Here is a 23,448-nt window from a genome sequence, read left to right as displayed (position 1 = left end):
TGCCTTCACGAGTTGGCCCGTCCTTTGCTCTGATCCCGTCACGACCCATCAGACGGAGAGCGTCCATGTCCGCGTTGCCCGATATTCGCCTGCAGGCTGCGCCTGAGGTGAAGAGCAAAGCGAAGCAGCCGGCCAAAGCGCCGGAACCCAGCAAGAACGGTGCTTCCAGCTTTGCCGAGGTATATGCCAAGGAGCGTCAGGCCAAGCCTGGCGAGCGCGCAGGCAGTACCGATAAATCCAGCCAGGAGCAGAGTTCTGCGCCAGCCTCAGGGGAGCCTGATACCGCTTCGACTGCCGCATCAACTGCCGCCGAACAGCCTGCGGTTGCCGCCCCCGGCAATTCCTTGCCGACCCAGGAGGGCGCTGAAGAAGAGCTCGACCCGCTACTGGCAATGGCGTTGAGCGGTATTCAGGCTCAGGCGCCGGAGGCTCCGGTAGCCGAGGAGTCACCGGATGTGCCGGCTTTGGTGATCACCGGCGCCAACCTTGGCGTCACTGAGCAGGCCGAGCCGGTGCTGGAGGATGACAGCCTCGATTCGCTGGCGCTACTCAAGCAGCCAGCTGAAGAGGCAAGCAAGGCCCAGGCTCCGCAGGATGCTGCGATCAAAAGCGCCAGGGTCGCCACCAGTACCGATTTCGCTGCTGCCATGGCGGTGATGGGCAAGGGCGAGGAGTCCGTCGAGAACACCGAAGAGCCGACGCTGGACCTGCCATTGGAAAGCCTGGCAAAGGACGCGCTGGAGAGTCTCAAAGACAGCGTTCAGCCCAATCGTCCGGATCAGTTCGTCAGTAAGCTCAATGCGCTGACCCAGGCGCTCAATCATCAGACAGGTGCCGCGCAGCGTCTGCCATTGGTGCCGGGGCAGCCGGTGGCGATGCAGCAGGGCGGCTGGAGCGAGGCGGTGGTCGATCGCGTCATGTGGTTGTCGAGCCAGAACCTCAAGTCGGCTGAAATACAGCTCGACCCGGCCGAGCTGGGGCGCCTCGAGGTGCGCGTGAACCTGTCTCAGGATCAGGCCCAGGTAACCTTCGCCAGCCCCAATGCCGGTGTGCGGGAGGCGCTGGAGGGTCAGATGCACAGGCTGCGTGAGCTGTTCGCCCAGCAGGGCATGAACCTGGCCGATGCCAACGTTTCCGACCAGTCGCTCAACCGCGGCTGGCAGGGGCAGGGCGAGGGTGGCCGTGGTGGGTCCGGTTCGCGAGATGGCCTGCTCGCCGGCGAGGAGCTGCAGGGCGGTGCCCAGCACGAGGTGCGTAGCGAGCGGCCAAGCACGGGACGCGGCCTGGTCGACTACTATGCGTGAAGGCCTCTTGCCAACGTTCCAGGTTGCCTCCAGAGGTGATGGGTAGCGCTGCATCGCACGAGGCAATCGCCGACGATCGGTATTCCTCCGCTAGACTTGCATTTGCCCGAGTGGCCGAAAGGTGCTCGGGCGAATGCATTTTGGGTGACAGCAAGCGATAGGCGCTGTTAAATCCGCAGCCCAGAGTTAGACAAGCCTGCTCATATGCTGGCATAACACTTGCTCTTAACCCTTTGAATGCCGAAAGAACCTAGGCACTGACGGAATATTGGCATGGCTAAGAAACAAGCGGCACCGGCTGCCGATGGACAACCTGCAGGCAAGAGCAAGCTCAAACTCATCATCCTGATCGTGGTGGGACTGCTTTTGGCCGTCGGCCTTTCCGTTGGCGGTACCTGGTTCATTCTCAGCAAGGGCGACAAGCATGAGGAGGCCAAGCCGGCAGAAGCTGCAGCTGCCGCTCCTGTTCGTCAGCCGGCCACTTACCAGGACCTGATGCCAGCCTTCGTGGTCAATTTCAATTACCAGAACCGCACCCGTTATCTGCAGGTGAGCATGGCCCTGATGAGCCGGGATGCCGCCGGGATGGAGAAGCTCAAGGTGCATATGCCGGTGCTGCGCAACCGTCTGGTGATGCTGCTCTCCGGTCAGGATTTCGCAGCGCTGCAAACGCCGCTGGGTAAGGAGATGCTCCTGCAGCAGGCGCTGGCCAGTGTGCAGGAGCTGGCGCAGAAGGAAACCGGCAGCACTGTGGTCGAGCAGGTGCTGTTCACCAATTTCGTGTTGCAGTAGCGGGAGCCGAACATGGCCGTGCAAGACCTGCTTTCCCAGGACGAGATCGATGCGCTGCTGCATGGCGTCGATGACGGCCTGGTGGAAACCGAGGACGCTGCGGAGCCGGGTAGCGTCAAACAGTACGACCTGACCAGTCAGGATCGTATCGTCCGTGGGCGCATGCCGACCCTGGAAATGATCAACGAGCGTTTCGCCCGTTACACGCGCATCAGCATGTTCAATCTGCTGCGCCGCTCAGCCGATGTCGCCGTCGGTGGCGTACAGGTGATGAAGTTCGGCGAATACGTGCATTCGCTCTATGTACCCACCAGTCTCAATCTGGTGAAGATGAAGCCGTTGCGCGGCACCGGCCTGTTCATCCTCGATGCCAAGCTGGTGTTCAAGCTGGTGGACAACTTCTTCGGCGGTGACGGTCGTCACGCCAAGATCGAGGGCCGCGAGTTCACCCCTACCGAACTGCGCGTGGTGCGCATGGTGCTCGATCAGGCCTTCGTCGACTTGCGTGAGGCCTGGCACGCGGTCATGGACATCAACTTCGAGTACGTCAACTCCGAGGTCAACCCGGCGTTGGCCAACATCGTCAGCCCCAGTGAGGTGGTGGTGGTGTCCACTTTCCACATCGAGTTGGACGGCGGTGGTGGTGACCTGCACATCACTATTCCGTATTCGATGATCGAGCCGATCCGCGAGATGCTCGATGCCGGTTTCCAGTCCGATGTCGACGATCAGGACGAGCGCTGGATCAAGGCTTTGCGCGAAGACATTCTCGATGTCAGCGTACCGCTGGCCGCCACCGTGGCACGCCGTCAGTTGAAGCTGCGCGATATCCTGCACATGCAGCCGGGTGACGTGATCCCGGTGGAGCTGCCGGAGAACGTGATCATGCGCGCCAATGGCGTGCCGACCTTCAAGGTCAAGCTGGGAGCGCACAAGGGCAATCTGGCCCTGCAGGTTTTAGAACCAATCGAACGCCAGCGCTGACGCGCTGGAGCTCTGTAGGGTCGGCAGACCCAATGCAAACGAATAGCTGAAGCCAGGCGAGGAAAGACGATGGCAGACGAAGAAAACACCTCCCCAGAGGAACAGGCGCTGGCCGATGAGTGGGCCGCAGCGCTGGCCGAGGCGGGCGATGCCGGACAGGACGACATCGATGCAATGCTGGCCGGGCAGGCTACTGCGCAGCCGGCTACGCCGCGCGCGCCAATGGAAGAGTTCGGCAGCGCGCCACCGCCCGCTAATCTGCCCGCCAACCTGGATGGGCCGAATCTGGACGTGATTCTGGACATTCCGGTATCCATTTCCATGGAGGTGGGCAACACCGATATCACCATCCGTAACCTGCTGCAGCTCAACCAGGGCTCTGTGATCGAGCTGGATCGCCTGGCCGGTGAGCCGCTCGACGTGCTGGTCAACGGCACGCTGATCGCCCACGGTGAAGTGGTGGTGGTCAACGAGAAGTTCGGCATCCGTCTGACGGACGTCATCAGCCCCAGCGAACGCATCAAGAAGCTGCGCTGATCATGGCTCGACTATTCGCATTGTTGCTTGCGCTGCCGGGGCTCGCGCTGGCTGCAGAGCCTGCTGGCAAAGCCGCCACGCCCATGGCCGGTAGCGATGTGGCCGGTCAGCTGGGCCAGTTGTTGCTGGGGTTGCTGCTGGTCATCGGTCTGATCTTCGTCCTGGCCTGGCTGCTGCGCCGCGTGCAGCAACTGGCACCGCGCGGCGGGCAGGTGATCAAGCTGCTGGCCACGCAACCGCTGGGGCCGCGTGATCGCCTGGTGTTGGTGCAGGTGGGTAGCGAGCAGATTCTGCTGGGCCTGTCCGCTGGACGTATCACGCCCCTGCATGTGCTCAAGGAGCCCGTGCATCTGGCCGATGCCGAGCCGGCCACGCCGGAATTCGCCCAGCGCCTGATGGAGCTGCTGGGCAAGGATCAGAAGGACAAATCCTGATGCTGCGTTTGTTGCTGGTGCTGGTGCTGAGTCTGGCCGCTTCGCTGGCGTTTGCCGAAGACCCGCCTGGCGCCAGCTCGCTGATTCAGCAGGGCAACAGCCCGCTGTCTATCCCGGCCATTACCCTATCGACGGACGCAGAGGGTCAGCAGGAATACTCGGTCAGCCTGCAGATCCTGCTGATCATGACGGCGCTGAGTTTCATCCCGGCGTTCGTCATGCTGATGACCAGCTTCACCCGGATCATCATCGTCTTTTCCATTTTGCGCCAGGCACTGGGCCTGCAGCAGACGCCCTCCAACCAGATTCTGGTCGGCCTGGCGCTGTTTCTGACCCTGTTCATCATGGCGCCGGTGTTCGACCGGATTAACACCGATGCACTGCAGCCTTATCTCAACGAAGAAATCGTCGCCCAGGAGGCATTGAGCCGTGCAGAAGGGCCGATCCGCGACTTCATGCTGGCGCAGACCCGTGAAAGCGACCTAGCGCTGTTCGTAAGACTGTCCAAGCGTACCGACCTGGCAGGCGTCGAAGATGTGCCGCTGACCATCCTGGTGCCGGCATTCGTCACTTCCGAGCTGAAGACCGCGTTCCAGATCGGTTTCATGATCTTCATTCCGTTTTTGATCATCGACATGGTGGTCGCCAGTATCCTCATGGCGATGGGTATGATGATGCTGTCGCCGCTGATCATTTCCCTGCCGTTCAAGATCATGCTGTTCGTCCTGGTCGATGGCTGGGCGCTGATCATGGGCACTCTGGCCGCCAGTTTCGGCACGTTATAGCGAGGCCTTTGATGACTCCCGAGGTAGCGGTTGACCTGTTTCGCGAAGCGCTTTGGCTGATCGTGTTGATCGTCGGCCTGGCGGTGGTGCCGAGTCTGGTGGTCGGTCTGATCGTGGCGATGTTCCAGGCCGCCACGCAGATCAACGAACAGACCCTGAGTTTTCTGCCGCGTCTGATGGTGATGCTGATCACCCTGATCTGGGCCGGCCCCTGGCTGGTGAGCCAGCTGATGGAGTACACCCAGACGCTGATCCAGAACATTCCGTACCTCATAGGCTGAGGCGAGGCAGGATGCTGGAGTTGAGCAGCGAGCAGATCAGTGGCTGGGTTGGCCAGTTCCTGCTGCCGTTGTTCCGCATCGCGGCGATGCTGATGGTGATGCCGATCATCGGTACCCAGCTGGTGCCGACCCGTGTGCGGCTCTACCTGGCCCTGGCCATCAGCGTGGTACTGGTGCCGACGCTGCCGCCTATGCCGCAGGTCGATGCGTTGAGCTTGCGCAGCCTGCTGTTGATTCTCGAGCAGATACTGATCGGCGCCATGTTCGGCTTCATTCTGCAGTTGTTCTTCCACCTGTTCACTGTGGCTGGGCAGATCATCGCCATGCAGATGGGCCTGGGGTTCGCCTCCATGGTCGACCCGACCAACGGCGTGTCGGTGCCGGTGCTCGGCCAGTTCATGCTGATGCTGGTGACGTTGCTGTTCCTGGCGATCAATGGCCATCTGGTGGTGCTGGAGATTCTCGCGGAAAGCTTCATCAGCCTGCCTCCGGGGCAGGGGATGATGGTCAATCACTACTGGATATTGGCCGGCAAGCTGGGCTGGGTCATAGGTGCCGGGCTGCTGCTGACGCTGCCCATGGTCACGGCGCTGCTGGTGATCAACCTGGCGTTCGGTGTAATGACCCGGGCTGCGCCGCAGCTCAACATCTTCTCCATCGGCTTCCCGCTGACCCTGGCCCTGGGCCTGGTGATTTTCTGGGTGGGCCTCTCCGATTTCGGCAGCCTGTTTCAGGCACTGGCCAGCGAAGCCCTGCAGCAGTTGGGCGAATTCGCTTTGACGCGATGAGGGGCGAGCATGGCTGAAAGCGAGAGCGGCGCCGACAAGAGCGAGGAACCCACAGGCAAGCGACTTGAAGAGTCGCGAAAGAAAGGCCAGATCGCTCGATCCAAGGAACTCAATACCCTGGCGGTAACTCTCACCGGCACCGTGGCCCTGATCATCTTCGGCGCCTACATGGGCAATGTGCTGATGGACATCATGCGCGGCAATTTCAGCCTGCCGCGTGAGGTGTTGATGAGCGAGCGCAGCATGGCGTTATACCTGCTTGCCTCCGGCAAGGAGGCGCTGCTGGCGGTTCAGCCATTCTTGATCGCCTTGCTGATCGCTTCCATCGCCGGCCCGATTGCCCTGGGCGGCTGGCTGTTTTCCGCCGAAGCGCTGCAGCCCAAGGCCAGTCGGATGAACCCCTTGGCGGGGCTGAAACGCATGTTTTCGGTTCAGGCCCTGGTCGAGCTGGTCAAGGCGCTGGCCAAGTTCCTGGTGATCCTCGCGGTGGCGCTGGTGGTGCTTGCGGTGGATCAGGACGATTTGCTGGCGATCGCCAACGAACCTGTGGAGCCGGCAATCCTGCATAGCCTCAGAGTGGTTGGCTGGAGCGCGTTCTGGTTGTCCTGCGGCCTGATCCTGATCGCCGCCGTGGATGTCCCGTTCCAGCTGTGGAGTCACAAGCAGAAGCTGATGATGACCAAGCAGGAGGTGCGTGACGAGTACAAGGACACCGAGGGCAAGCCCGAGGTCAAGGGGCGCATCCGTCAGCTGCAGCGCGAAATGGCCGAGCGACGGATGATGCAGGCCGTGCCGCAGGCCGATGTGGTAATCACCAACCCGACACACTTCGCCGTAGCGCTCAAGTACGACCCGGAGAAAGGTGGCGCGCCGATGCTGCTGGCCAAGGGGGGCGACTTCCTGGCACTGAAGATCCGCGAGATCGCCCAGGAGCATCAGGTGATGGTGCTGGAATCGCCGGCACTGGCGCGGGCCGTTTACTACTCCACCGAGCTGGACCAGGAAATTCCGGCCGGCCTGTACCTGGCGGTGGCCCAGGTTCTGGCCTACGTCTATCAGCTGCGCCAGTACCGCGCCGGCAAGGGCAAGCGCCCGGGCCCGCTGCCGGATCTGCCGATTCCTGCGGACCTGCGTCGCGACTCTTAAACACTTTCTGCTGGCCCCTCCGTCATTTCTGGAACGCTTCTTGCCATTACCCCTTCAGGACGCACTTTCGCGTCAAAAGATTGAATGGCTGAGGTAGGACGTGGCAGTAGATCGCGCACAGTTAATCGGTGATGTCCGCAGCAATCTGGCGGGGCTGCGTCACGGCAACTTGGGCATCCCCCTGTTGCTGCTGGTCATGCTCGGCATGGTCATGCTGCCGATCCCGCCGTTTCTGCTCGACGTGCTGTTCACCTTCAGCATTGCGCTGTCGATTGTCGTGCTCTTGGTCAGTATCTACGCGTTGCGCCCACTGGATTTCGCGGTATTCCCGACCATCCTGCTGGCTGCGACGCTGCTGCGTCTGGCGCTGAACGTGGCCTCGACCCGCGTCGTGCTGCTCAACGGTCATGACGGGCACGGTGCGGCGGGGCAGGTGATTCAGGCCTTCGGTGAGGTGGTGATCGGCGGCAACTACGTGGTCGGTATCGTGGTGTTCGCCATCTTGATGATCATCAACTTCGTGGTGGTCACCAAGGGCGCCGGGCGTATTTCCGAGGTCAGCGCACGCTTTACCCTCGATGCCATGCCCGGCAAACAGATGGCCATTGACGCCGACCTCAACGCCGGTCTGATCGATCAGACCGAGGCCAAGAAGCGCCGCTCGGAGGTGGCGCAGGAAGCGGACTTCTACGGCTCGATGGACGGTGCCAGCAAGTTCGTCCGTGGCGACGCCATCGCCGGCCTGCTGATCCTGTTCATCAATCTGATCGGCGGTATCGCCATCGGCGTGCTGCAGCACAGCCTGGCCTTTGCTGACGCGGGCAAGGTCTACACCCTGCTGACCATCGGTGATGGCCTTGTAGCGCAGATTCCTTCCCTGTTGCTGTCTACCGCTGCTGCGGTGATGGTGACCCGCGTTTCCACTTCCGAGGACATGGGCGCCCAGGTCAATCGGCAGATGTTCGCCTCGCCGCGTGCGCTGGCAGTGGCCGCTGCCATTCTCATCGCCATGGGCCTGGTGCCGGGCATGCCGCACTTTTCCTTCATCAGCCTGGGCCTGCTCGCCGCTGGCGGCGCCTACTGGATCGCGCACAAGAACCGCAAGGCCAAGGAAGCCGAGGTCAAGGAGGTCCAGCGCCAGCAGGAGCTGCTTCCGGCGCAGAAGGCGCAGGAGGTCAAGGAGTTGGGGTGGGACGACGTCACTCCGGTGGACATGGTTGGCCTGGAAGTGGGCTACCGTCTGATCCCGTTGGTCGACCGCAATCAGGGTGGCCAACTGCTGGCGCGGATCAAGGGCGTACGCAAGAAGCTCTCGCAGGAGATGGGCTTTCTCATGCCCTCGGTGCATATCCGCGACAACCTCGATCTGGCGCCCAATGCCTATCGTCTGACGCTGATGGGCGTCAGTGTCGCCGAAGCGGAGGTCTATCCAGACCGCGAATTGGCGATCAACCCCGGTCAGGTATTCGGCCCGCTCAATGGCATCGCCGCCAAGGATCCGGCGTTCGGCCTGGAAGCGGTGTGGATAGATCCGAGTCAGCGGGATCAGGCGCAATCGCTGGGTTACACCGTGGTCGATGCCAGCACCGTGGTTGCCACCCATCTCAACCAGATCCTGCACAAGCACGCCCATGAGCTGCTCGGGCACGAGGAAGTGCAGCAGCTCATGCAGCTGCTGGCCAAGAGCTCGCCGAAGCTGGCCGAAGAGCTGGTGCCGGGGCTGGTGTCGCTGTCGACCCTGCTCAAGGTGCTGCAGGCGCTGTTGCAGGAGCAGGTGCCGGTGCGCGATATCCGCACCATTGCCGAGGCCATCGCCAACGTCGCGCCAAAGAGTCAAGATCCCGCCGCTATGGTCGCTGCTGTTCGCGTGTCACTGGCCCGCGCCATCGTGCAAAGCATTGTGGGACTAGAGCCGGAGCTGCCTGTGATCACCCTTGAGCCAAGGTTGGAACAGATATTGCTCAATAGTCTGCAGAAGGCCGGTCAGGGCAGCGAGGATGGCATCCTCCTCGAACCTGGCATGGCCGAGAAGCTGCAGCGTTCCCTGGTGGAAGCGGCGCAGCGCCAGGAAATGCTCGGCAAACCGGTGATTCTGCTGGTGGCCGGACCGGTCCGGGCGATGCTGTCGCGCTTCGCGCGGCTGGCGGTTCCCAGCATGCATGTGCTGGCGTACCAGGAAATTCCGGACAACAAGCAGGTCACCATAGTCGCTACGGTTGGCCAGAACTGAGGTAAAGGGTCATGCAGGTCAAACGCTTCTTCGCCGCCGATATGCGGACCGCCATGAAACTGGTGCGTGACGAACTGGGCGCTGATGCCTCGATCATCGGCAATCGTCGCGTCGCCGGTGGCGTCGAGCTGACTGCCGCGCTGGATTACCAGGCGCCGGCGCCGGTACGTCCGAACCCGGCGCTGGAAGCCGAGCTGCGCAAGACCCAGGCGCGCATCGCCAGTGCCCAGGCCGAGCTGACCACCCGTGCCGAGCAGGATGCCGGCAAGGACCGCCAACTGTTTGCCAACGAATCCCTGCTGGCGCCCGAGTTGCCAGCGACGCCGGTCAAGCCGCAGCGCCCGGTCGAGGCCGTTGCACCTGCCGCACCGTCGGTCGATCCGCGTGCGCTGGATGCCATGCGCTTCGAGCTCAACGGCTTGCGTGAGCTGATCGAAGTGCAGCTGGGCTCCATCGCCTGGGGGCAATTGCAGAGTCGCCGTCCGCAGCAGGCCAACCTGTGGCGTCGCCTGCAACGCATGGGGCTGTCTGCCGAACTGTCGCAGGCCTTGCTGGGCAAGGTCGCTGGGGTCGCTGAGCCGCGCCAGGCCTGGCGTATGTTGCTGGCGCATCTGGCGCATGCAATCAAGACGCCCAAGGTCGAGCCGCTGGAAGAGGGCGGGGTGATCGCGCTGGTCGGTCCGGCCGGCATGGGCAAGACCACTACGCTGGCCAAGCTGGCCGCACGCTACGTGCTTAAGTATGGCGCGCAGCAGGTCGCTCTGGTGAGCATGGACAGCTTCCGTATCGGCGCGCAGGAGCAGCTCAAGACCTTGGGGCGTATCCTCGGCGTGTCGGTGACCCAGATCGACCCCGGTCAGTCTCTGTTGCAGGCTTTGGCGCCGCTGGCCAAGAAGCGCGTGGTGCTGGTCGACACCGCCGGCCTGCCGGGTAACGATCCGGCGCTGCGTCTGCAGCTGGAAAGCCTGGCCTCGGCACGCATCAACGCGAAAAATTATCTGGTTCTGGCGGCAACAAGTCAGAGCCAGGTGCTCAAGGCCGCCTACCATAGTTATAAGCGTTGTGGCCTCGCAGGCTGCATACTGACGAAACTGGACGAGGCTGCGAGTCTGGGAGAGGTTTTGGGTCTGGCTATAGGCCAGCAACTGCCGGTAGCCTATGTGACAGACGGGCCGCGAATTCCGGATGACCTGCAAGTGCCGCGCAGCCATCAGCTGGTCAGTCGTGCGGTAGGGCTGCAGGCTGCCGAGGAGCCGAGTGAAGATGCCATGGCGCAGATGTTCGCCGGCCTCTACCACAACCCGGCGCAGCGAGCCGGCTGAAGCGGCGAGAGTGTTGCACCCTTTCGCGTTACGCGAGAGTGAACGGCCTTTTGGTCAAGTCGAAGTTAGACAAGGTGTAGAGAGAACATGGGTATGCATCCCGTACAGGTGATCGCGGTGACCGGCGGCAAAGGTGGCGTCGGCAAGACCAATGTGTCGGTGAATCTGTCCATGGCCCTGGCCGATCTCGGCCGTCGGGTGATGCTGCTGGACGCCGACCTGGGGCTGGCCAACGTTGACGTGCTGCTGGGGTTGGCGCCCAAGCGCACGCTGGCCGATGTCATCGCGGGTGAGTGCGACCTGCGTGATGTTCTGCTACAGGGGCCGGGCGGCATCCGTATCGTGCCGGCTGCTTCTGGCACGCAGAGCATGGTCAGCCTTACGCCGATGCAGCACGCCGGCCTGATCCAGGCTTTCAGCGATATCAGCGAAAATCTTGACGTGCTAGTGATCGATACCGCTGCCGGGATCGGCGATGCGGTGGTCAGCTTCGTTCGTGCCGCTCAGGAAATCCTCGTGGTGGTATGCGACGAACCCACTTCGATCACCGACGCGTACGCCCTGATCAAGCTGCTCAACCGTGATCACGGCATCAGTCGCTTCCGTGTTCTGGCCAATATGGCCCACAGCCCGCAGGAAGGGCGCAATCTCTTTGCTAAGCTGACCAAGGTGACGGATCGCTTCCTTGATGTCGCCCTGCAGTACGTCGGTGCCGTGCCCTACGATGAATGTGTGCGTAAAGCCGTGCAGAAACAGCGCGCAGTCTATGAAGCCTTCCCTCGTTCCAAGTGCGCTCTGGCGTTCAAGGCGATTGCCCAGAAGGTTGACACCTGGCCGCTGCCGGCCAATCCCCGTGGCCATCTGGAGTTTTTCGTCGAGCGTCTGGTGCAGCAACCGACCGCAGACTCGGCCGTATGACAGCAGCCTCTGGACTTCGTATGTACAACAAGGCGCAGGCGCAGGACTCCCAGCATCAGCTGATCGAACGCTATGCCCCTCTGGTCAAGCGCATTGCTTATCACCTGCTGGCCCGTTTACCGGCCAGCGTGCAAGTCGACGATCTCATTCAGGCGGGCATGATCGGCCTGCTCGAAGCCTCACGCAAATACGACTCCGGCAAAGGTGCCAGTTTCGAAACCTTCGCCGGTATTCGTATTCGTGGCTCGATGCTCGATGAGGTGCGCAAGGGCGATTGGGCGCCGCGTTCGGTGCACCGCAACAGCCGTATGGTCAGCGATGCCATTCGCGCCGTTGAAGCGAGAACCGGGCGTGACGCTAAAGATCAGGAAGTTGCGGCCGAACTCCAATTGAGTCTGGAGGATTACTACGGCATTCTTGGCGACACTTTGGGCAGCCGCCTGTTCAGCTTCGACGACCTGTTACAGGACGGCGAGCATGGCGGGCTGCACGAAGACGCCGGGCACACCCACCTCGAACCTTCGCGGGACCTCGAAGACGAACGCTTCCAGGCGGCCTTGGCCAACGCCATCGCCGGCTTGCCGGAGCGTGAACGTCTGGTGCTAGCGCTGTATTACGATGAAGAATTGAACTTGAAGGAAATCGGTGAAGTGCTGGGGGTTAGCGAGTCGCGCGTGAGCCAGTTGCACAGTCAGTGCGCGGCGCGTTTGCGCTCGCGGCTGAGTGAATGGCGCGCTGGCTGAAGGCGGCGTACTCGCAGGCAGAAACGGTTTCATGATTAAAGGACGTAGTTGCGAGCGCAATACGTTTGGGACTGTACGGAGGTCGACTTGGACAAGAACATGAAAATCCTCATCGTTGACGATTTCTCGACGATGCGACGGATCATCAAGAACCTCTTGCGGGACTTGGGTTTCACCAACACCGCGGAAGCCGATGACGGGACTTCGGCGCTGCCGATGCTGCAAAGCGGCAGCTTCGACTTTCTGGTGACCGACTGGAACATGCCCGGCATGACCGGCATCGACCTGCTGCGTGCCGTGCGTGCCGATGAGCGTCTCAAGCACTTGCCGGTGCTGATGGTGACCGCTGAAGCCAAGCGTGATCAGATCATCGAGGCGGCCCAGGCCGGCGTGAATGGCTATGTGGTCAAACCCTTCACCGCCCAGGTGCTGAAGGAAAAGATCGAGAAGATCTTCGAGCGGGTCAACGGCTGATGCCAGCCGCGAGGGTGCTATGGAACACGATGACTCCACGCTGGGTGACCTTGAGTCGACCCTGAAAAACAACGCCCGCGATCTGGTCGACAGCCTCGAACAAGGCAATTTCGGCGCCGCGGTGCAACTGATCAACGAGCTCAACAAGGTCCGCGACCGCGGGCTTTATCACGAAGTCGGCAAACTGACCCGTGAGCTTCACAACGCTATCGTCAACTTTCAGCTCGACCCGCGTATGCCGCATGCTCAGGAGCTGTCGCAGATCGCCGACGCTACCGAACGCCTGAACTACGTCGTGACCATGACCGAGAAGGCCGCCAACCGGACCATGGATCTGGTCGAGCAGAGCGCGCCGCTGGTCAATGACCTGAGCGACGAGGCACACAGCCTGAGCGTCGAATGGGGCCGCTTCATGCGCCGCGAAATCGGTGCCGATGGCTTTCGCGAGCTGGCCAAGCGTGTCGAGCTATTCCTCGCCCGTAGCGAGCGAGACGGCGCCAAGCTTTCCGGCCACCTCAACGACATTTTGCTGGCGCAGGACTATCAGGACCTTACCGGTCAGGTGATCAAGCGTGTCACCCAGCTGGTGACCGAAGTGGAAAGCAACCTGCTCAAGCTGGTGCTTATGGCCAGCCAGGTCGACCGTTTTGCCGGCATTCAGCACGACCACGAAGTGCTGCGCGCCGAACAGGAAAAATTAAAAGAACCATCGCGGGGTGAAGGTCCGCAGATTCATGCCGATAAGCGTGATGACGTTGCCTCCAGCCAGGACGATGTCGACGACCTGCTGTCCAGTCTAGGGTTCTAAGGAGCACACAATATGAGCTTCGGCGCCGATGAAGAGATCCTCCAGGATTTCCTGGTAGAGGCCGGCGAGATTCTCGAACAGTTATCCGAACAGTTAGTCGAGCTGGAAAGCCGACCGGATGACATGAACCTGCTCAACGCCATCTTTCGCGGTTTCCATACCGTAAAGGGCGGAGCAGGCTTCCTCCAGCTCAATGAGCTGGTGGAGTGCTGCCATATCGCCGAAAACGTCTTCGACATCCTGCGCAAGGGTGAGCGTCGCGTCGATTCGGAGCTGATGGATGTGGTGCTCGAGGCTCTTGATGCAGTCAATGGCATGTTCGGCGAGGTACGTGAGCGGCGTGAGCCGACGCCCGCGTCGCCGGAACTGCTGGCGGCCTTGTCACGTCTGGCCGAACCGGGCGGCGGCGAAGCGGCCCCTGCGCCGGTGCAGCAAGCAGAACCGGAGCCGGAGCCAGAGCCAGAGCCGGCATTCCAAGCCGCGCCCTCTGCTGCTTCGGGAGACATCACCGACAGCGAGTTCGAGCAACTGCTCGATGCGCTGGGTGACGCGCCGGCGGCCGCTCCGAGTGCGGAGAGCGCTGCCAGCGACGAAATCACTGATGACGAGTTCGAGTCGCTGCTCGACCAGCTGCACGGCAAGGGTCAGTTCTCTGGCACCGTCGAGACGCCTGCTGCTACCGTCGCTTCGGTAGCGGCTGACGCGCCGGCGGGTGACGACATCACCGACGACGAATTCGAAGCGCTGCTCGATCAGTTGCATGGCAAGGGCCAGTTCTCCGGTGCAGCAGCCGAAGTTACGGCACCGGTGGCCGCTGCCGCAGCGCCCGCTCCGGCCAGTGACGAAATCACCGACGACGAGTTCGAGTCGCTGCTCGACCAGCTGCACGGCAAGGGCAAGTTCGTGCCGCCCAGCGAGCCCGCGCCAGCTCCTGCTGCGGTAGCCAAGCCTGCTGCTGCTCCCAAGGCACCTGCGCCTGCTGCCAAACCGGCGCCGGCCAAGGCCGAGCCGGCCGCCGCTCGTGCGCCCGCCGCTCCCGCGGCAGGTGCCGACAAGGCACCGGCAGCGAGCGAAGCGGAGACCACCGTACGGGTCGATACCGCGCGCCTCGACGAGATCATGAACATGGTCGGCGAGCTGGTGTTGGTACGTAACCGCTTGGTACGTCTGGGGCTCAACAGCGGCGACGAGGCCATGTCCAAGGCCGTGTCGAACCTCGATGTTGTGACCGCTGATCTGCAGACCTCGGTGATGAAAACCCGCATGCAGCCGATCAAGAAGGTCTTCGGCCGCTTCCCGCGTCTGGTACGTGACCTGGCGCGTAACCTGAAGAAGGAAATCAACCTCGAGCTGGTGGGCGAGGAAACCGACCTTGACAAGAACCTGGTCGAGGCCCTGGCCGACCCGCTGGTGCACCTGGTGCGCAACGCCGTCGACCATGGCGTGGAAACCCCCGAAGAGCGCGAGAAGGCTGGCAAGGCCCGCGCTGGTCGTGTAGTGCTGTCAGCCGAGCAGGAAGGTGACCACATCCTCTTGTCGATCACCGATGACGGCAAGGGCATGGACGCCGACGTGCTGCGGGCCAAGGCCGTGGAGAAGGGCCTGCTGGACAAGGACGCGGCCGATCGTCTCAACGAGTTCGAGTGTTACAACCTGATCTTCGCGCCGGGCTTCTCGACCAAAACCGAGATTTCCGACGTGTCCGGCCGCGGCGTCGGCATGGACGTGGTGAAGACCAAGATTTCCCAGCTCAACGGCACGGTCAACGTGTTCTCGCAGAAAGGCCAGGGCTCGAAGATCGTCATCAAGGTACCGCTGACCCTGGCGATCATGCCGACCCTGATGGTGATGCTGGAGAACCAGGCCTTCGCCTTCCCGCTGGTCAACGTCAACGAGATCTTCCACCTCGATCTGTCGCGCACCAACGTGGTCGACGGCCAGGAAGTGGTGATCGTGCGCGACAAGGCTCTGCCGCTGTTCTATCTCAAGCGCTGGCTGGTGCCGCAGGCCTTCCACGAAGGTCAGCGCGAAGGTCACGTGGTGATCCTCACCGTCGGCAGTCAGCGCATCGGCTTTGTCGTCGATCAATTGGTCGGGCAGGAAGAAGTGGTAATCAAGCCACTGGGCAAGATGCTGCAAGGCACGCCCGGGATGTCTGGCGCCACGATCACTGGCGATGGACGTATCGCATTGATTCTCGACGTGCCGAGCATGCTCAAGCGCTACGCTCGACGGTTCTGATGTTTCGCGGCGCGGGCCATTGGCTTCGCGCCGTCTAGGAGTGTGTATGGCTGTTAAGGTTCTGGTGGTGGACGACTCCGGCTTCTTCCGCCGGCGCGTCTCGGAAATCCTGTCTGCTGACCCCAGCATCCAGGTTGTGGGCACGGCCACCAACGGGCGGGAAGCCATCGATCAGGCGTTGGCGCTCAAGCCCGACGTGATCACCATGGATTACGAGATGCCGATGATGGACGGCATCACCGCGGTTCGAAACATCATGCAGCGCTGCCCGACGCCGGTACTGATGTTCTCCTCGCTGACCCACGAAGGCGCTCGAGTGACCCTCGATGCGCTGGACGCCGGCGCGGTGGATTTTCTGCCGAAGAACTTCGAAGACATCTCGCGCAATCCCGAGAAGGTCAAGCAACTGCTCTGCGAGAAGGTGCACAGCATCGCGCGCAGCAACCGTCGTTTCAGTTCGGCCGCGGTGGCTCCGGCGCCAACTGCGGCCAGTCCGAGTGCGGCGCCGATTAGTCGTCCAGCCGTTTCGACACGGCCCGCTGTGCCGGCCCCCGCGGCGCCTGCGCCGGCGCGTCCCGCACCGGCAGCCGCATCGGCCGCACCCAAGCGTAAGGCGTACAAGCTCGTAGCCATCGGTACCTCGACCGGCGGGCCGGTGGCGCTGCAGCGTGTGCTGACCCAGCTGCCAGCCAATTTCCCGGCACCGCTTGTGCTGATCCAGCACATGCCGGCCGCCTTCACCAAGGCCTTCGCCGAGCGCCTGGACAAGCTGTGCCGCATTCAGGTCAAGGAAGCCGAGGATGGCGATATTTTGCGCCCCGGCCTGGCGCTGCTGGCGCCTGGCGGCAAGCAGATGATGGTCGATGCCCGCGGCACGGTAAAAATCCTGCCGGGCGACGAGCGCCTCAATTACAAGCCCTGTGTCGACATCACCTTCGGTTCGGCGGCCAAGTCCTATGGCGACAAGGTACTGGCCGTGGTTCTGACCGGCATGGGCGCCGATGGCCGCGAAGGCGCGCGCCTGCTCAAGCAGGGTGGCAGCCAGGTGTGGGCGCAGGACGAGGCCAGTTGCGTGATCTACGGCATGCCCATGGCGGTGGTCAAAGCCAACCTGGCCGATGCGGTCTACGGCCTGGACGATATCGGTCGACACTTGACCGAGGCCTGCCAGTGACCAGGGTTAAGCCGGGAACAAGCGTATGGATGTACTGAGCCTGATCGGCGTCATCCTGGCGTTCGTTGCCATTCTGGGCGGCAATTATCTGGAAGGCGGTCATGCCGGGGCCTTGCTCAACGGCCCGGCAGCGCTGATCGTCATTGGCGGTACGCTGGGAGCTGCTTTCCTGCAGGCGCCTGTGCAGGTGTTCAAGCGTGCCATGGGCATCCTGCGCTGGATCTTCTTTCCGCCGCGCATCGATCTGATCGGTGGCATCAACCGCGTGGTTGGCTGGAGCATGGTGGCGCGCAAGGAGGGCCTGCTGGGCCTGGAGTCGGTCGCCGATGCCGAGCCGGATCCGTATGCGCGCAAAGGCTTGCAGTTGCTCGTCGATGGTGCCGAGCCCGAGTCCATTCGCAGCATTCTGGAGGTCGATCTCTATACCCAGGAGGCCTGCGATATACAGGCCGCCAAGGTATTCGAGAGCATGGGCGGCTATGCGCCGACTATTGGCATCATCGGTGCCGTGATGGGGCTGATCCACGTGATGGGCAACCTGGCCGATCCGAGCATGCTCGGCAGCGGTATCGCCGTGGCTTTTGTTGCCACCATCTATGGCGTCGGCTTTGCCAACCTGTTGCTGTTGCCGGCTGGCAACAAGCTCAAGTCCATCGCGCTGCGCCAGTCGCGTTACCGCGAGATGCTGCTAGAGGGCATTCTCTCCATCGCCGAGGGTGAGAATCCGCGTTCCATCGAACTGAAGCTGCAAGGCTTCATGGACTGATGGAGGCATGGCATGGCACGCAGGCGGCAACATGAAGAGCACGAGAACCATGAGCGTTGGCTGGTTTCCTACGCCGACTTCATCACCTTGCTCTTCGCCTTCTTCGTGGTGATGTACTCGATCTCTTCGATCAACGAAGGCAAATACAAGATTCTTTCGGAGTCGCTGACCGGCGTGTTCAATCAGCCGGATCGCTCGATCAAGCCGATTCCTGTCGGCGAGGAACGGCCGCGTACCAGCGAGCCGGACGACACCTCGATGGACGACCCGAGCTCGGACTCGACCCTGCAGAGTATCGCCTCCAGCGTGCGTGAGGCTTTTGGCGATCTGATCCAGAGCGATCAGCTGACGGTGCGCGGCAACGAGATGTGGATCGAGATCGAGCTCAGCTCCAGTCTGCTTTTTCCCAGCGGCGATGCGATTCCGAACAACCAGGCGTTCGATATCATCGAGAAGGTCGCCAAAATCCTGGCGCCGTACCAGAATCCGGTCAAGGTCGAAGGTTTCACAGACAATCTGCCGATCCAAACCGCCCAGTATCCGACCAACTGGGAGCTGTCTTCGGCGCGCGCGTCGAGCATCGTGCGTATGCTGGCCATGGATGGTGTCGACCCTTCACGTCTGGCCGCAGTGGGTTATGGCGAATTTCAGCCGGTGGCCGACAATGCCACTGCGGAGGGCAGGGGGCGAAACCGTCGGGTTGTGCTGGTGATTTCGCGCAACCTCGATACCCGACGTGGCGCTGGCAGTGCCGCGACCCAGCAGTCCGAGGCTGGCACGCAAACTGCACCGGCGTCAGCATCGGGGGTTCCACAGTCGTGAGCCGTCAAATCCAAGTCGCCTGCCGTGTGCGTGCGACAGCCATTCTCGGCCTGAGCGCCTCTTGCCGGGAGGATGAGAGAAGATGAAAGTCTGGGCAGTAGCCAATCAGAAGGGTGGGGTCGGCAAGACCACCACCTCCATCGCGCTGGCGGGCCTGTTGGCCGATGCCGGCAAGCGCGTGATCGTCGTCGATCTCGACCCGCATGGGTCGATGACCAGTTATTTCGGTCATGATCCCGATACGCTGGAGCACAGTTGCTTCGATCTGTTCCTGCATCAGGGCAATGTGCCGCAAGGGTTGCCCAAGCAGCTTTTGCACAGCACCAGCCACGAGAATATCTCACTGCTGCCGTCGAGCACCGCGCTGGCCACGCTCGAACGCCAGTCGCCGGGGCAGAGTGGCCTTGGCCTGGTGATCGCCAAGAGCCTGGCGCAGCTGTGGGAGGATTTCGATCACGCGATCATCGACAGCCCGCCATTGCTCGGCGTATTGATGGTCAACGCCCTGGCGGCCAGTCAGCAGCTAGCGATACCGGTGCAAACCGAATTTCTCGCGGTCAAGGGCCTGGAGCGCATGATCACCACGCTGGCGATGATCAATCGCTCGCGCAAGCAGGCGCTGCCCTACACCATAGTGCCGACGCTGTTCGATCGTCGGACCCAGGCGTCCATGAGTACCCTGCGTGTGCTGCGCAACACCTATCCGGAACACCTGTGGCCGGCCTATATCCCGGTCGATACGCGTTTGCGCGATGCCAGCCGGGCGGGGCGTACGCCGTCGCAGTTCGATGCCAATAGTCGCGGCGTGATCGCCTACCGGGCGCTGCTCAAGCATCTGCTGAGCCATCAGCCGGCGGCGCAGGTGGCTTGAAATGTATGACTGTGTTGAACTTGGTTGCTCAAGTCGGAGCATGCTGCGGCCGATAGGCTGTAAAGATCTTATCTCGGGTTCCTGTCATGAGTCGTAACCTCGCCACCGCTACACGTTCCCAGCTGGCCCTGCAGTCCTACCTCGACGGATTGTTGCAGGAAGCCGCTGCCGAGCTGGAGGTGTCCGTCAGCCTGGACGAATTCGAGGCCGCGGTGCTCGAGGAGCAGGTACGCGATGCCCGCCTGGTCGAGTCGGTAGCGCCAACTGTTGCTCCAGTCGCGCTCGCGGCTGTGGTCGAGCCGCAGGTTCAGGCCCCCGTTGCGCCGGTAGAGTTGCTCGTGCCCGTACAGGCGCCGGTGGTCGAAGAGGCGCCGCCAGAGGTTGCGCCCCTTGTCGAACTGGCGCCGCAACCGGCTGCCTTGCTCGCTGATGGTCGTCCGGCCTGGGCCGAGGAACCCTTCGAGTGTCTGTTGTTCGACGTTGCGGGGCTGACCCTGGCGGTACCGCTGATCTGCCTGGGCTCGATCTATCCGCTCGAAGGCCAGGAGCTGACGCCGCTGTTCGGTCAGCCGGATTGGTTCCTCGGTATCCTGCCGAGCCAGGCAGGCAACCTGAAGGTGCTGGACACTGCGCGCTGGGTGATGCCCGATCGCTACCGCGAGGACTTCCGCGAAGGCCTGCAGTACGTGATTTCCGTGCAGGGTTACGAGTGGGGGCTGGCGGTGCATCAGGTCAGTCGCTCGATTCGCCTGGACCCCAGCGAGGTCAAATGGCGCAGTCAGCGTACCCAGCGGCCCTGGCTGGCCGGTACGGTGATCGAGCATATGTGTGCACTGCTCGACGTGGCGGCGCTGGCGGAATTGATCGCCAGCGGCGCGGCGAAACGCCTGAATGGCGGAAAAGTGCATTAAGAATTGGTGAGCCTGCGCCATCGGGCTCTATAGTTGATGACAAGCGGTTCGACCCGCACATGCCGCACTGAGCGGTTTTTGATGAGGCTAGGGACATGAAGAAAAGTTCTGCACAAGGTGCCGAAGATCCGATTCTGCAGTGGGTGACCTTTCGCCTGGACAACGAGACCTACGGCATCAATGTGATGCAGGTGCAGGAAGTCCTGCGCTACACCGAGATCGCCCCGGTACCGGGTGCGCCGAGCTATGTGCTTGGCATCATCAACCTGCGTGGCAACGTGGTGACCGTGATCGATACTCGCCAGCGTTTCGGCCTGGGTTCGGCGCCGGTGACCGACAACACCCGTATCGTCATCATCGAAGCGGACAAGCAAGTGGTCGGCATCCTGGTCGACAGCGTGGCCGAAGTGGTCTACCTGCGTCAGTCCGAGATCGAGACCGCACCGAACGTCGGTAACGACGAGTCGGCCAAGTTCATCCAGGGCGTGTGCAACAAGAACGGCGAACTGCTGATCCTGGTCGAGCTGGACAAGATGATGTCCGAGGAAGAGTGGTCGGAGCTGGAGAGCATCTGAGCCATGTCCGAGTTTGCCATGCTCGCTGCGGCCCTGGGCTTTGTGGCCTTGCTATGCGTGGCACTGGGCATCGTCTGCAATGGTCTGTATCGCAACCAGCAGCGCCTGCTGGCCGAGCAGGCCAAGCGTGATGCCGCGCGCGATGCGCGGATCAAGGAGCTGAGCAAGCGCCTCGATACCTACCTGACCGGCAGCATCCGCATGGGCGAGGAGCTGCATGAGCTGCGCCGTGTGGTGGCGCCGCTGCCGGACAAGGTCAGCCAGATCGAGCAGCGCGACCCCAGCAGCCTGTCCTTCACCCAGGCGGCGCGCCTGGTAGGCATGGGTGCCAGCGTCGAGGACCTGACCCAGTCCTGTGGCCTGAGCAAGGCCGAGGCCGAGCTGATCAGTCGTCTGCACAAACCGAAGGCAGGGCAGGCGCAATAACACTCTGCGTTTGAGCGCATCGTCGATGCGTATCCGGGCAGGCGCTGCTGCCCGCGCAATTACCAGACTTGGTTTATTCGACGCGTCCATAGGGCAGCAGTTGCTCAGCTCGCCGGCCCCTTGAGCTGGCGCAGTGGCGGCGTGACGTCGCGCTCCGCGTCCGCTTCGAAGCCGGGCGGGGTCTTGCCCTGCAGGTACCAGGCGAAGGCGATTATTTCGGCTATGCAGCGATACAGCGCTTCGGGAATTGCGTCGCCCAACTCCAGGCGCGCCAGCAGACGCACCAGCTCGGCATTCTCGTAGATCGGAACTTCGTACTCGCGGGCGATCGCGAGGATGGCTTCGGCCAGTTCGTCATCACCCTTGGCGCTGAGCACCGGCGCGTTTTGCCCGTCGTAGTTGAGGGCTATGGCCTGACGGGCTTCGGGCTGCGGCTTGCGGCTCATGCGGTTTCATCCACCCAGCGTTGTTCCAGTGAAGTCTTCGGCCCCTGTGGCGGCATGCCCTGGCTGCAGGCCAGTTCACCGACTTCCAGTCCGGCGGCCTGCAGACGCTCACGCAGATGACCCAGTTCTGCATTGATCAGATGGGTGGTTTCGGCGCGTTCGGCCCACAGCTGGCTGGACAGGCTGCCGCGCAGCAGTTGCGCACGTACCTGCAACGGGCCGAGATGATCGAGTTCGAAGGCCAGTTCCACTCGCCAGAGCGTCTCCTTCTGCTCCGGTTTTTCCGTCTTGCCGCTGTCTTCGCGCTGCAATTTGACCTGCAGGGGAATCACTTCCTGCTGGTGGCGCATGGGCAGCTCCAGCTGCCAGGTGGTCAGCAGGTTGCCATTGGCGTCCACCTGGGTTTGCGCCAGGCTCGACAACTGGTGGGTCTGCAAGCGCGAGACGGCCGCCGCGGCGAGCTTCAGCAGGGTTTCCAGATCGGCCTCACCATCCATGTTCTGCAGCAGGCGCGAGGGCAGGGGAAAGGTCAGCGCCTGCTGCCGCGACGAGCCGGCTGCGTTGACGCCGAGCAGTTGCCGGGCCAGGTTGGGCAGATTCTGGTTGAGTGCGTTCTGCAGGCCGGCGAGGGTACCGGCACCACCAGGCAGCTGTGGCACCAGTTGGGCAATCAGGCGCAGCAGGTTGGCTTTCAGATCCTGCGCCAGTGCGCTGGTCTGGCCCTGCAACAGCTTGGCTTCGAGCAGTACGCCGCTGCCTTCCAGGGCCTGCGCCAGACCTTTGGCTGTGCTCAGTTGGGTGCTGTCGGGCAGGGCACCGAGCAGCTTGTCGATGCTGCCGCGCAGTGCCTCATCGCCACCGCTCAGATTCTGCAGGCCCTTGAACAGCCCCTCCAGCGAAGCCTGGCGATTCTGCTGGGCGGTCAGTTGCTGGCCCAGTACCAGTTGATCGAGACGGCCACTGAGCGGCAGGAAGGCAAGGCTCTGGCTGCTCTGGACCTGGGCGCTGAGCAGGCTGCCGAGCGGCAAGGCGAGCGGGCTGTCGAGCGCCAGCTGCTTGCTGGCGAGCGGCGTGTTGAGCAGATTGACCACCAGGCGATAGATCGTCTGCGCGCCTTGCGGCGGCAAAACGTCGCGGCTGACGACTTTGCCCTGGACCAGGGTGCCGGGCGGCAGTTGCTGCAGATCGAGGCTGGTCAGCGGCTTGTCGCCGCCTGCCTGCAGGGCCAGCGCCAGACGGGTGTCGGAAAGCGCAGTGACCACCAGGGCGCTGCCCTGAGCCAGCGGCCTGGGGCTTTCGGCTTGCAGAGTCGCCTGCTTGCCGCCTTCGAGGGTGAGTTTCAGCAGCAGCTGGAAACTCTGTGCCTGCTCGCGAACCGCGACCACTTCGGCCTTGGCGCTTTCGCCGGCTGCCAGCATGCCTTCCAGCGGCTGCAGCAGGCGCACCGCCATGTCGGCAGCGGTCGCAGCGGTGCGAATCACCTGCGTGGAAGGAGGAAGCGGGCGTGGGCTGCTGATTTCGCTCATGGGCTTTGCTGAGGCTCCGTCCTATGCAGGTGCGGCAGGGGGCGCTGCGCACGGGGTTCGACTGCTGGTGCGTATGGCACACCCTACGCGATTAACACCCTGTCGAAAATGCTGACTGCGGGGACAGCGATGCGCCATGTATAA

At 62.5% G+C, this 23,448-nt stretch carries 25 protein-coding genes; 23 read left to right on the top strand and 2 right to left on the bottom strand.

The window, feature by feature from the left end:
• The first annotated feature begins 65 nt into the window (after window positions 1–65).
• From GYB81_RS09995 to GYB81_RS09885, 23 genes are all read left to right on the top strand, one after another.
• Window positions 66–1,304: a flagellar hook-length control protein FliK gene (locus GYB81_RS09995; RefSeq protein WP_161865580.1), complete on the top strand. Its 1,239-nt coding sequence runs from the start codon at window positions 66–68 to the stop codon at window positions 1,302–1,304.
• Between the two features lie 273 nt (window positions 1,305–1,577).
• Window positions 1,578–2,096, top strand: coding sequence for a flagellar basal body-associated protein FliL (gene fliL, locus GYB81_RS09990; protein WP_161865581.1), 519 nt, complete (start codon window positions 1,578–1,580; stop codon window positions 2,094–2,096).
• Between the two features lie 12 nt (window positions 2,097–2,108).
• Window positions 2,109–3,080, top strand: coding sequence for a flagellar motor switch protein FliM (gene fliM, locus GYB81_RS09985; RefSeq protein WP_161865582.1), 972 nt, complete (start codon window positions 2,109–2,111; stop codon window positions 3,078–3,080).
• 69 nt (window positions 3,081–3,149) lie between these two features.
• Window positions 3,150–3,617, top strand: a complete 468-nt coding sequence (gene fliN / locus GYB81_RS09980; RefSeq protein ID WP_161865583.1) for a flagellar motor switch protein FliN — start codon at window positions 3,150–3,152, stop codon at window positions 3,615–3,617.
• Window positions 3,618–3,619: 2 nt separating this feature from the next.
• Window positions 3,620–4,051 carry a flagellar biosynthetic protein FliO gene (fliO, locus tag GYB81_RS09975; RefSeq protein ID WP_161865584.1) on the top strand — a complete coding sequence of 144 codons (432 nt, stop codon included), beginning with the start codon at window positions 3,620–3,622 and terminating at the stop codon, window positions 4,049–4,051.
• Window positions 4,051–4,836, top strand: coding sequence for a flagellar type III secretion system pore protein FliP (gene fliP, locus GYB81_RS09970; protein WP_161865585.1), 786 nt, complete (start codon window positions 4,051–4,053; stop codon window positions 4,834–4,836). Before fliO ends, fliP begins: the two co-directional genes overlap by 1 nt.
• An 11-nt stretch (window positions 4,837–4,847) precedes the next feature.
• Entirely contained in the window at window positions 4,848–5,117 is a 270-nt protein-coding gene (gene fliQ / locus GYB81_RS09965) for a flagellar biosynthesis protein FliQ (RefSeq protein WP_013714993.1), read from the top strand.
• 11 nt (window positions 5,118–5,128) lie between these two features.
• On the top strand, window positions 5,129–5,905 hold the full coding sequence (gene fliR, locus GYB81_RS09960) for a flagellar biosynthetic protein FliR (RefSeq protein WP_161865586.1): 777 nt from the start codon (window positions 5,129–5,131) through the stop codon (window positions 5,903–5,905).
• A gap of 9 nt (window positions 5,906–5,914) precedes the next feature.
• Window positions 5,915–7,051 carry a flagellar biosynthesis protein FlhB gene (flhB, locus tag GYB81_RS09955; protein ID WP_161865587.1) on the top strand — a complete coding sequence of 379 codons (1,137 nt, stop codon included), beginning with the start codon at window positions 5,915–5,917 and terminating at the stop codon, window positions 7,049–7,051.
• A gap of 100 nt (window positions 7,052–7,151) precedes the next feature.
• The gene (gene flhA, locus GYB81_RS09950; protein WP_161865588.1) at window positions 7,152–9,281 is read left to right on the top strand and encodes a flagellar biosynthesis protein FlhA; all 2,130 of its coding nucleotides are present in this window, start codon (window positions 7,152–7,154) and stop codon (window positions 9,279–9,281) included.
• 11 nt (window positions 9,282–9,292) lie between these two features.
• Window positions 9,293–10,603, top strand: coding sequence for a flagellar biosynthesis GTPase FlhF (flhF, locus tag GYB81_RS09945; RefSeq protein ID WP_161865589.1), 1,311 nt, complete (start codon window positions 9,293–9,295; stop codon window positions 10,601–10,603).
• A gap of 87 nt (window positions 10,604–10,690) precedes the next feature.
• Window positions 10,691–11,521, top strand: coding sequence for a flagellar synthesis regulator FleN (fleN, locus tag GYB81_RS09940; RefSeq protein ID WP_161865590.1), 831 nt, complete (start codon window positions 10,691–10,693; stop codon window positions 11,519–11,521).
• Entirely contained in the window at window positions 11,518–12,264 is a 747-nt protein-coding gene (fliA, locus tag GYB81_RS09935) for an RNA polymerase sigma factor FliA (protein WP_161865591.1), read from the top strand. Before fleN ends, fliA begins: the two co-directional genes overlap by 4 nt.
• Window positions 12,265–12,363: 99 nt before the next feature.
• Entirely contained in the window at window positions 12,364–12,738 is a 375-nt protein-coding gene (locus GYB81_RS09930) for a chemotaxis response regulator CheY (protein WP_169968482.1), read from the top strand.
• A gap of 19 nt (window positions 12,739–12,757) precedes the next feature.
• Window positions 12,758–13,546 carry a protein phosphatase CheZ gene (locus GYB81_RS09925; protein WP_161865592.1) on the top strand — a complete coding sequence of 263 codons (789 nt, stop codon included), beginning with the start codon at window positions 12,758–12,760 and terminating at the stop codon, window positions 13,544–13,546.
• A gap of 12 nt (window positions 13,547–13,558) precedes the next feature.
• The gene (locus GYB81_RS09920; protein ID WP_161865593.1) at window positions 13,559–15,787 is read left to right on the top strand and encodes a chemotaxis protein CheA; all 2,229 of its coding nucleotides are present in this window, start codon (window positions 13,559–13,561) and stop codon (window positions 15,785–15,787) included.
• Window positions 15,788–15,833: 46 nt separating this feature from the next.
• The gene (locus tag GYB81_RS09915; protein ID WP_161865594.1) at window positions 15,834–16,961 is read left to right on the top strand and encodes a protein-glutamate methylesterase/protein-glutamine glutaminase; all 1,128 of its coding nucleotides are present in this window, start codon (window positions 15,834–15,836) and stop codon (window positions 16,959–16,961) included.
• Window positions 16,962–16,986: 25 nt separating this feature from the next.
• Window positions 16,987–17,727 carry a flagellar motor protein gene (locus GYB81_RS09910; protein ID WP_161897813.1) on the top strand — a complete coding sequence of 247 codons (741 nt, stop codon included), beginning with the start codon at window positions 16,987–16,989 and terminating at the stop codon, window positions 17,725–17,727.
• A 12-nt stretch (window positions 17,728–17,739) separates the two neighbouring features.
• The gene (gene motD, locus GYB81_RS09905) at window positions 17,740–18,549 is read left to right on the top strand and encodes a flagellar motor protein MotD (protein ID WP_161865596.1); all 810 of its coding nucleotides are present in this window, start codon (window positions 17,740–17,742) and stop codon (window positions 18,547–18,549) included.
• Window positions 18,550–18,631: 82 nt separating this feature from the next.
• Window positions 18,632–19,420 carry a ParA family protein gene (locus GYB81_RS09900; RefSeq protein WP_161865597.1) on the top strand — a complete coding sequence of 263 codons (789 nt, stop codon included), beginning with the start codon at window positions 18,632–18,634 and terminating at the stop codon, window positions 19,418–19,420.
• An 86-nt stretch (window positions 19,421–19,506) separates the two neighbouring features.
• Window positions 19,507–20,331 carry a CheW domain-containing protein gene (locus GYB81_RS09895; RefSeq protein ID WP_161865598.1) on the top strand — a complete coding sequence of 275 codons (825 nt, stop codon included), beginning with the start codon at window positions 19,507–19,509 and terminating at the stop codon, window positions 20,329–20,331.
• Between the two features lie 95 nt (window positions 20,332–20,426).
• Window positions 20,427–20,906, top strand: a complete 480-nt coding sequence (locus GYB81_RS09890; protein WP_003243242.1) for a chemotaxis protein CheW — start codon at window positions 20,427–20,429, stop codon at window positions 20,904–20,906.
• Window positions 20,907–20,909: 3 nt separating this feature from the next.
• On the top strand, window positions 20,910–21,332 hold the full coding sequence (locus GYB81_RS09885) for a DUF2802 domain-containing protein (RefSeq protein ID WP_161865599.1): 423 nt from the start codon (window positions 20,910–20,912) through the stop codon (window positions 21,330–21,332).
• A gap of 104 nt (window positions 21,333–21,436) precedes the next feature.
• Here GYB81_RS09885 and GYB81_RS09880 read toward each other — a convergent pair whose 3' ends face one another.
• Both GYB81_RS09880 and fliK read right to left on the bottom strand, forming a co-directional pair.
• Window positions 21,437–21,778, bottom strand: a complete 342-nt coding sequence (locus GYB81_RS09880; protein WP_161865600.1) for an EscU/YscU/HrcU family type III secretion system export apparatus switch protein — start codon at window positions 21,776–21,778, stop codon at window positions 21,437–21,439.
• Window positions 21,775–23,304, bottom strand: coding sequence for a flagellar hook-length control protein FliK (gene fliK, locus GYB81_RS09875; RefSeq protein WP_161865601.1), 1,530 nt, complete (start codon window positions 23,302–23,304; stop codon window positions 21,775–21,777). The genes GYB81_RS09880 and fliK overlap by 4 nt, the downstream gene beginning before the upstream one ends.
• Between the last annotated feature and the right edge of the window lie 144 nt (window positions 23,305–23,448).

The organism is Pseudomonas yangonensis (assembly GCF_009932725.1).
In the GTDB taxonomy this organism is placed as follows: domain Bacteria; phylum Pseudomonadota; class Gammaproteobacteria; order Pseudomonadales; family Pseudomonadaceae; genus Aquipseudomonas; species Aquipseudomonas yangonensis.
This window is presented reverse-complemented; position numbering and strand designations above follow the sequence as displayed.

Excerpts from the sequence above, each read along its gene's own strand:
- GYB81_RS09995 (WP_161865580.1), top strand. The coding sequence starts at position 66 with ATGTCCGCGTTGCCCGATATTCGCCTGCAGGCTGCGCCTGAGGTGAAG.
- fliL (WP_161865581.1), top strand. The coding sequence starts at position 1,578 with ATGGCTAAGAAACAAGCGGCACCGGCTGCCGATGGACAACCTGCAGGC.
- fliM (WP_161865582.1), top strand. The coding sequence starts at position 2,109 with ATGGCCGTGCAAGACCTGCTTTCCCAGGACGAGATCGATGCGCTGCTG.
- fliN (WP_161865583.1), top strand. The coding sequence starts at position 3,150 with ATGGCAGACGAAGAAAACACCTCCCCAGAGGAACAGGCGCTGGCCGAT.
- fliO (WP_161865584.1), top strand. The coding sequence starts at position 3,620 with ATGGCTCGACTATTCGCATTGTTGCTTGCGCTGCCGGGGCTCGCGCTG.
- fliP (WP_161865585.1), top strand. The coding sequence starts at position 4,051 with ATGCTGCGTTTGTTGCTGGTGCTGGTGCTGAGTCTGGCCGCTTCGCTG.
- fliQ (WP_013714993.1), top strand. The coding sequence starts at position 4,848 with ATGACTCCCGAGGTAGCGGTTGACCTGTTTCGCGAAGCGCTTTGGCTG.
- fliR (WP_161865586.1), top strand. The coding sequence starts at position 5,129 with ATGCTGGAGTTGAGCAGCGAGCAGATCAGTGGCTGGGTTGGCCAGTTC.
- flhB (WP_161865587.1), top strand. The coding sequence starts at position 5,915 with ATGGCTGAAAGCGAGAGCGGCGCCGACAAGAGCGAGGAACCCACAGGC.
- flhF (WP_161865589.1), top strand. The coding sequence starts at position 9,293 with ATGCAGGTCAAACGCTTCTTCGCCGCCGATATGCGGACCGCCATGAAA.
- fleN (WP_161865590.1), top strand. The coding sequence starts at position 10,691 with ATGGGTATGCATCCCGTACAGGTGATCGCGGTGACCGGCGGCAAAGGT.
- fliA (WP_161865591.1), top strand. The coding sequence starts at position 11,518 with ATGACAGCAGCCTCTGGACTTCGTATGTACAACAAGGCGCAGGCGCAG.
- GYB81_RS09930 (WP_169968482.1), top strand. The coding sequence starts at position 12,364 with ATGAAAATCCTCATCGTTGACGATTTCTCGACGATGCGACGGATCATC.
- GYB81_RS09925 (WP_161865592.1), top strand. The coding sequence starts at position 12,758 with ATGGAACACGATGACTCCACGCTGGGTGACCTTGAGTCGACCCTGAAA.
- GYB81_RS09920 (WP_161865593.1), top strand. The coding sequence starts at position 13,559 with ATGAGCTTCGGCGCCGATGAAGAGATCCTCCAGGATTTCCTGGTAGAG.
- GYB81_RS09915 (WP_161865594.1), top strand. The coding sequence starts at position 15,834 with ATGGCTGTTAAGGTTCTGGTGGTGGACGACTCCGGCTTCTTCCGCCGG.
- GYB81_RS09910 (WP_161897813.1), top strand. The coding sequence starts at position 16,987 with ATGGATGTACTGAGCCTGATCGGCGTCATCCTGGCGTTCGTTGCCATT.
- motD (WP_161865596.1), top strand. The coding sequence starts at position 17,740 with ATGGCACGCAGGCGGCAACATGAAGAGCACGAGAACCATGAGCGTTGG.
- GYB81_RS09900 (WP_161865597.1), top strand. The coding sequence starts at position 18,632 with ATGAAAGTCTGGGCAGTAGCCAATCAGAAGGGTGGGGTCGGCAAGACC.
- GYB81_RS09895 (WP_161865598.1), top strand. The coding sequence starts at position 19,507 with ATGAGTCGTAACCTCGCCACCGCTACACGTTCCCAGCTGGCCCTGCAG.
- GYB81_RS09890 (WP_003243242.1), top strand. The coding sequence starts at position 20,427 with ATGAAGAAAAGTTCTGCACAAGGTGCCGAAGATCCGATTCTGCAGTGG.
- GYB81_RS09885 (WP_161865599.1), top strand. The coding sequence starts at position 20,910 with ATGTCCGAGTTTGCCATGCTCGCTGCGGCCCTGGGCTTTGTGGCCTTG.
- GYB81_RS09880 (WP_161865600.1), bottom strand. The coding sequence starts at position 21,778 with ATGAGCCGCAAGCCGCAGCCCGAAGCCCGTCAGGCCATAGCCCTCAAC.
- fliK (WP_161865601.1), bottom strand. The coding sequence starts at position 23,304 with ATGAGCGAAATCAGCAGCCCACGCCCGCTTCCTCCTTCCACGCAGGTG.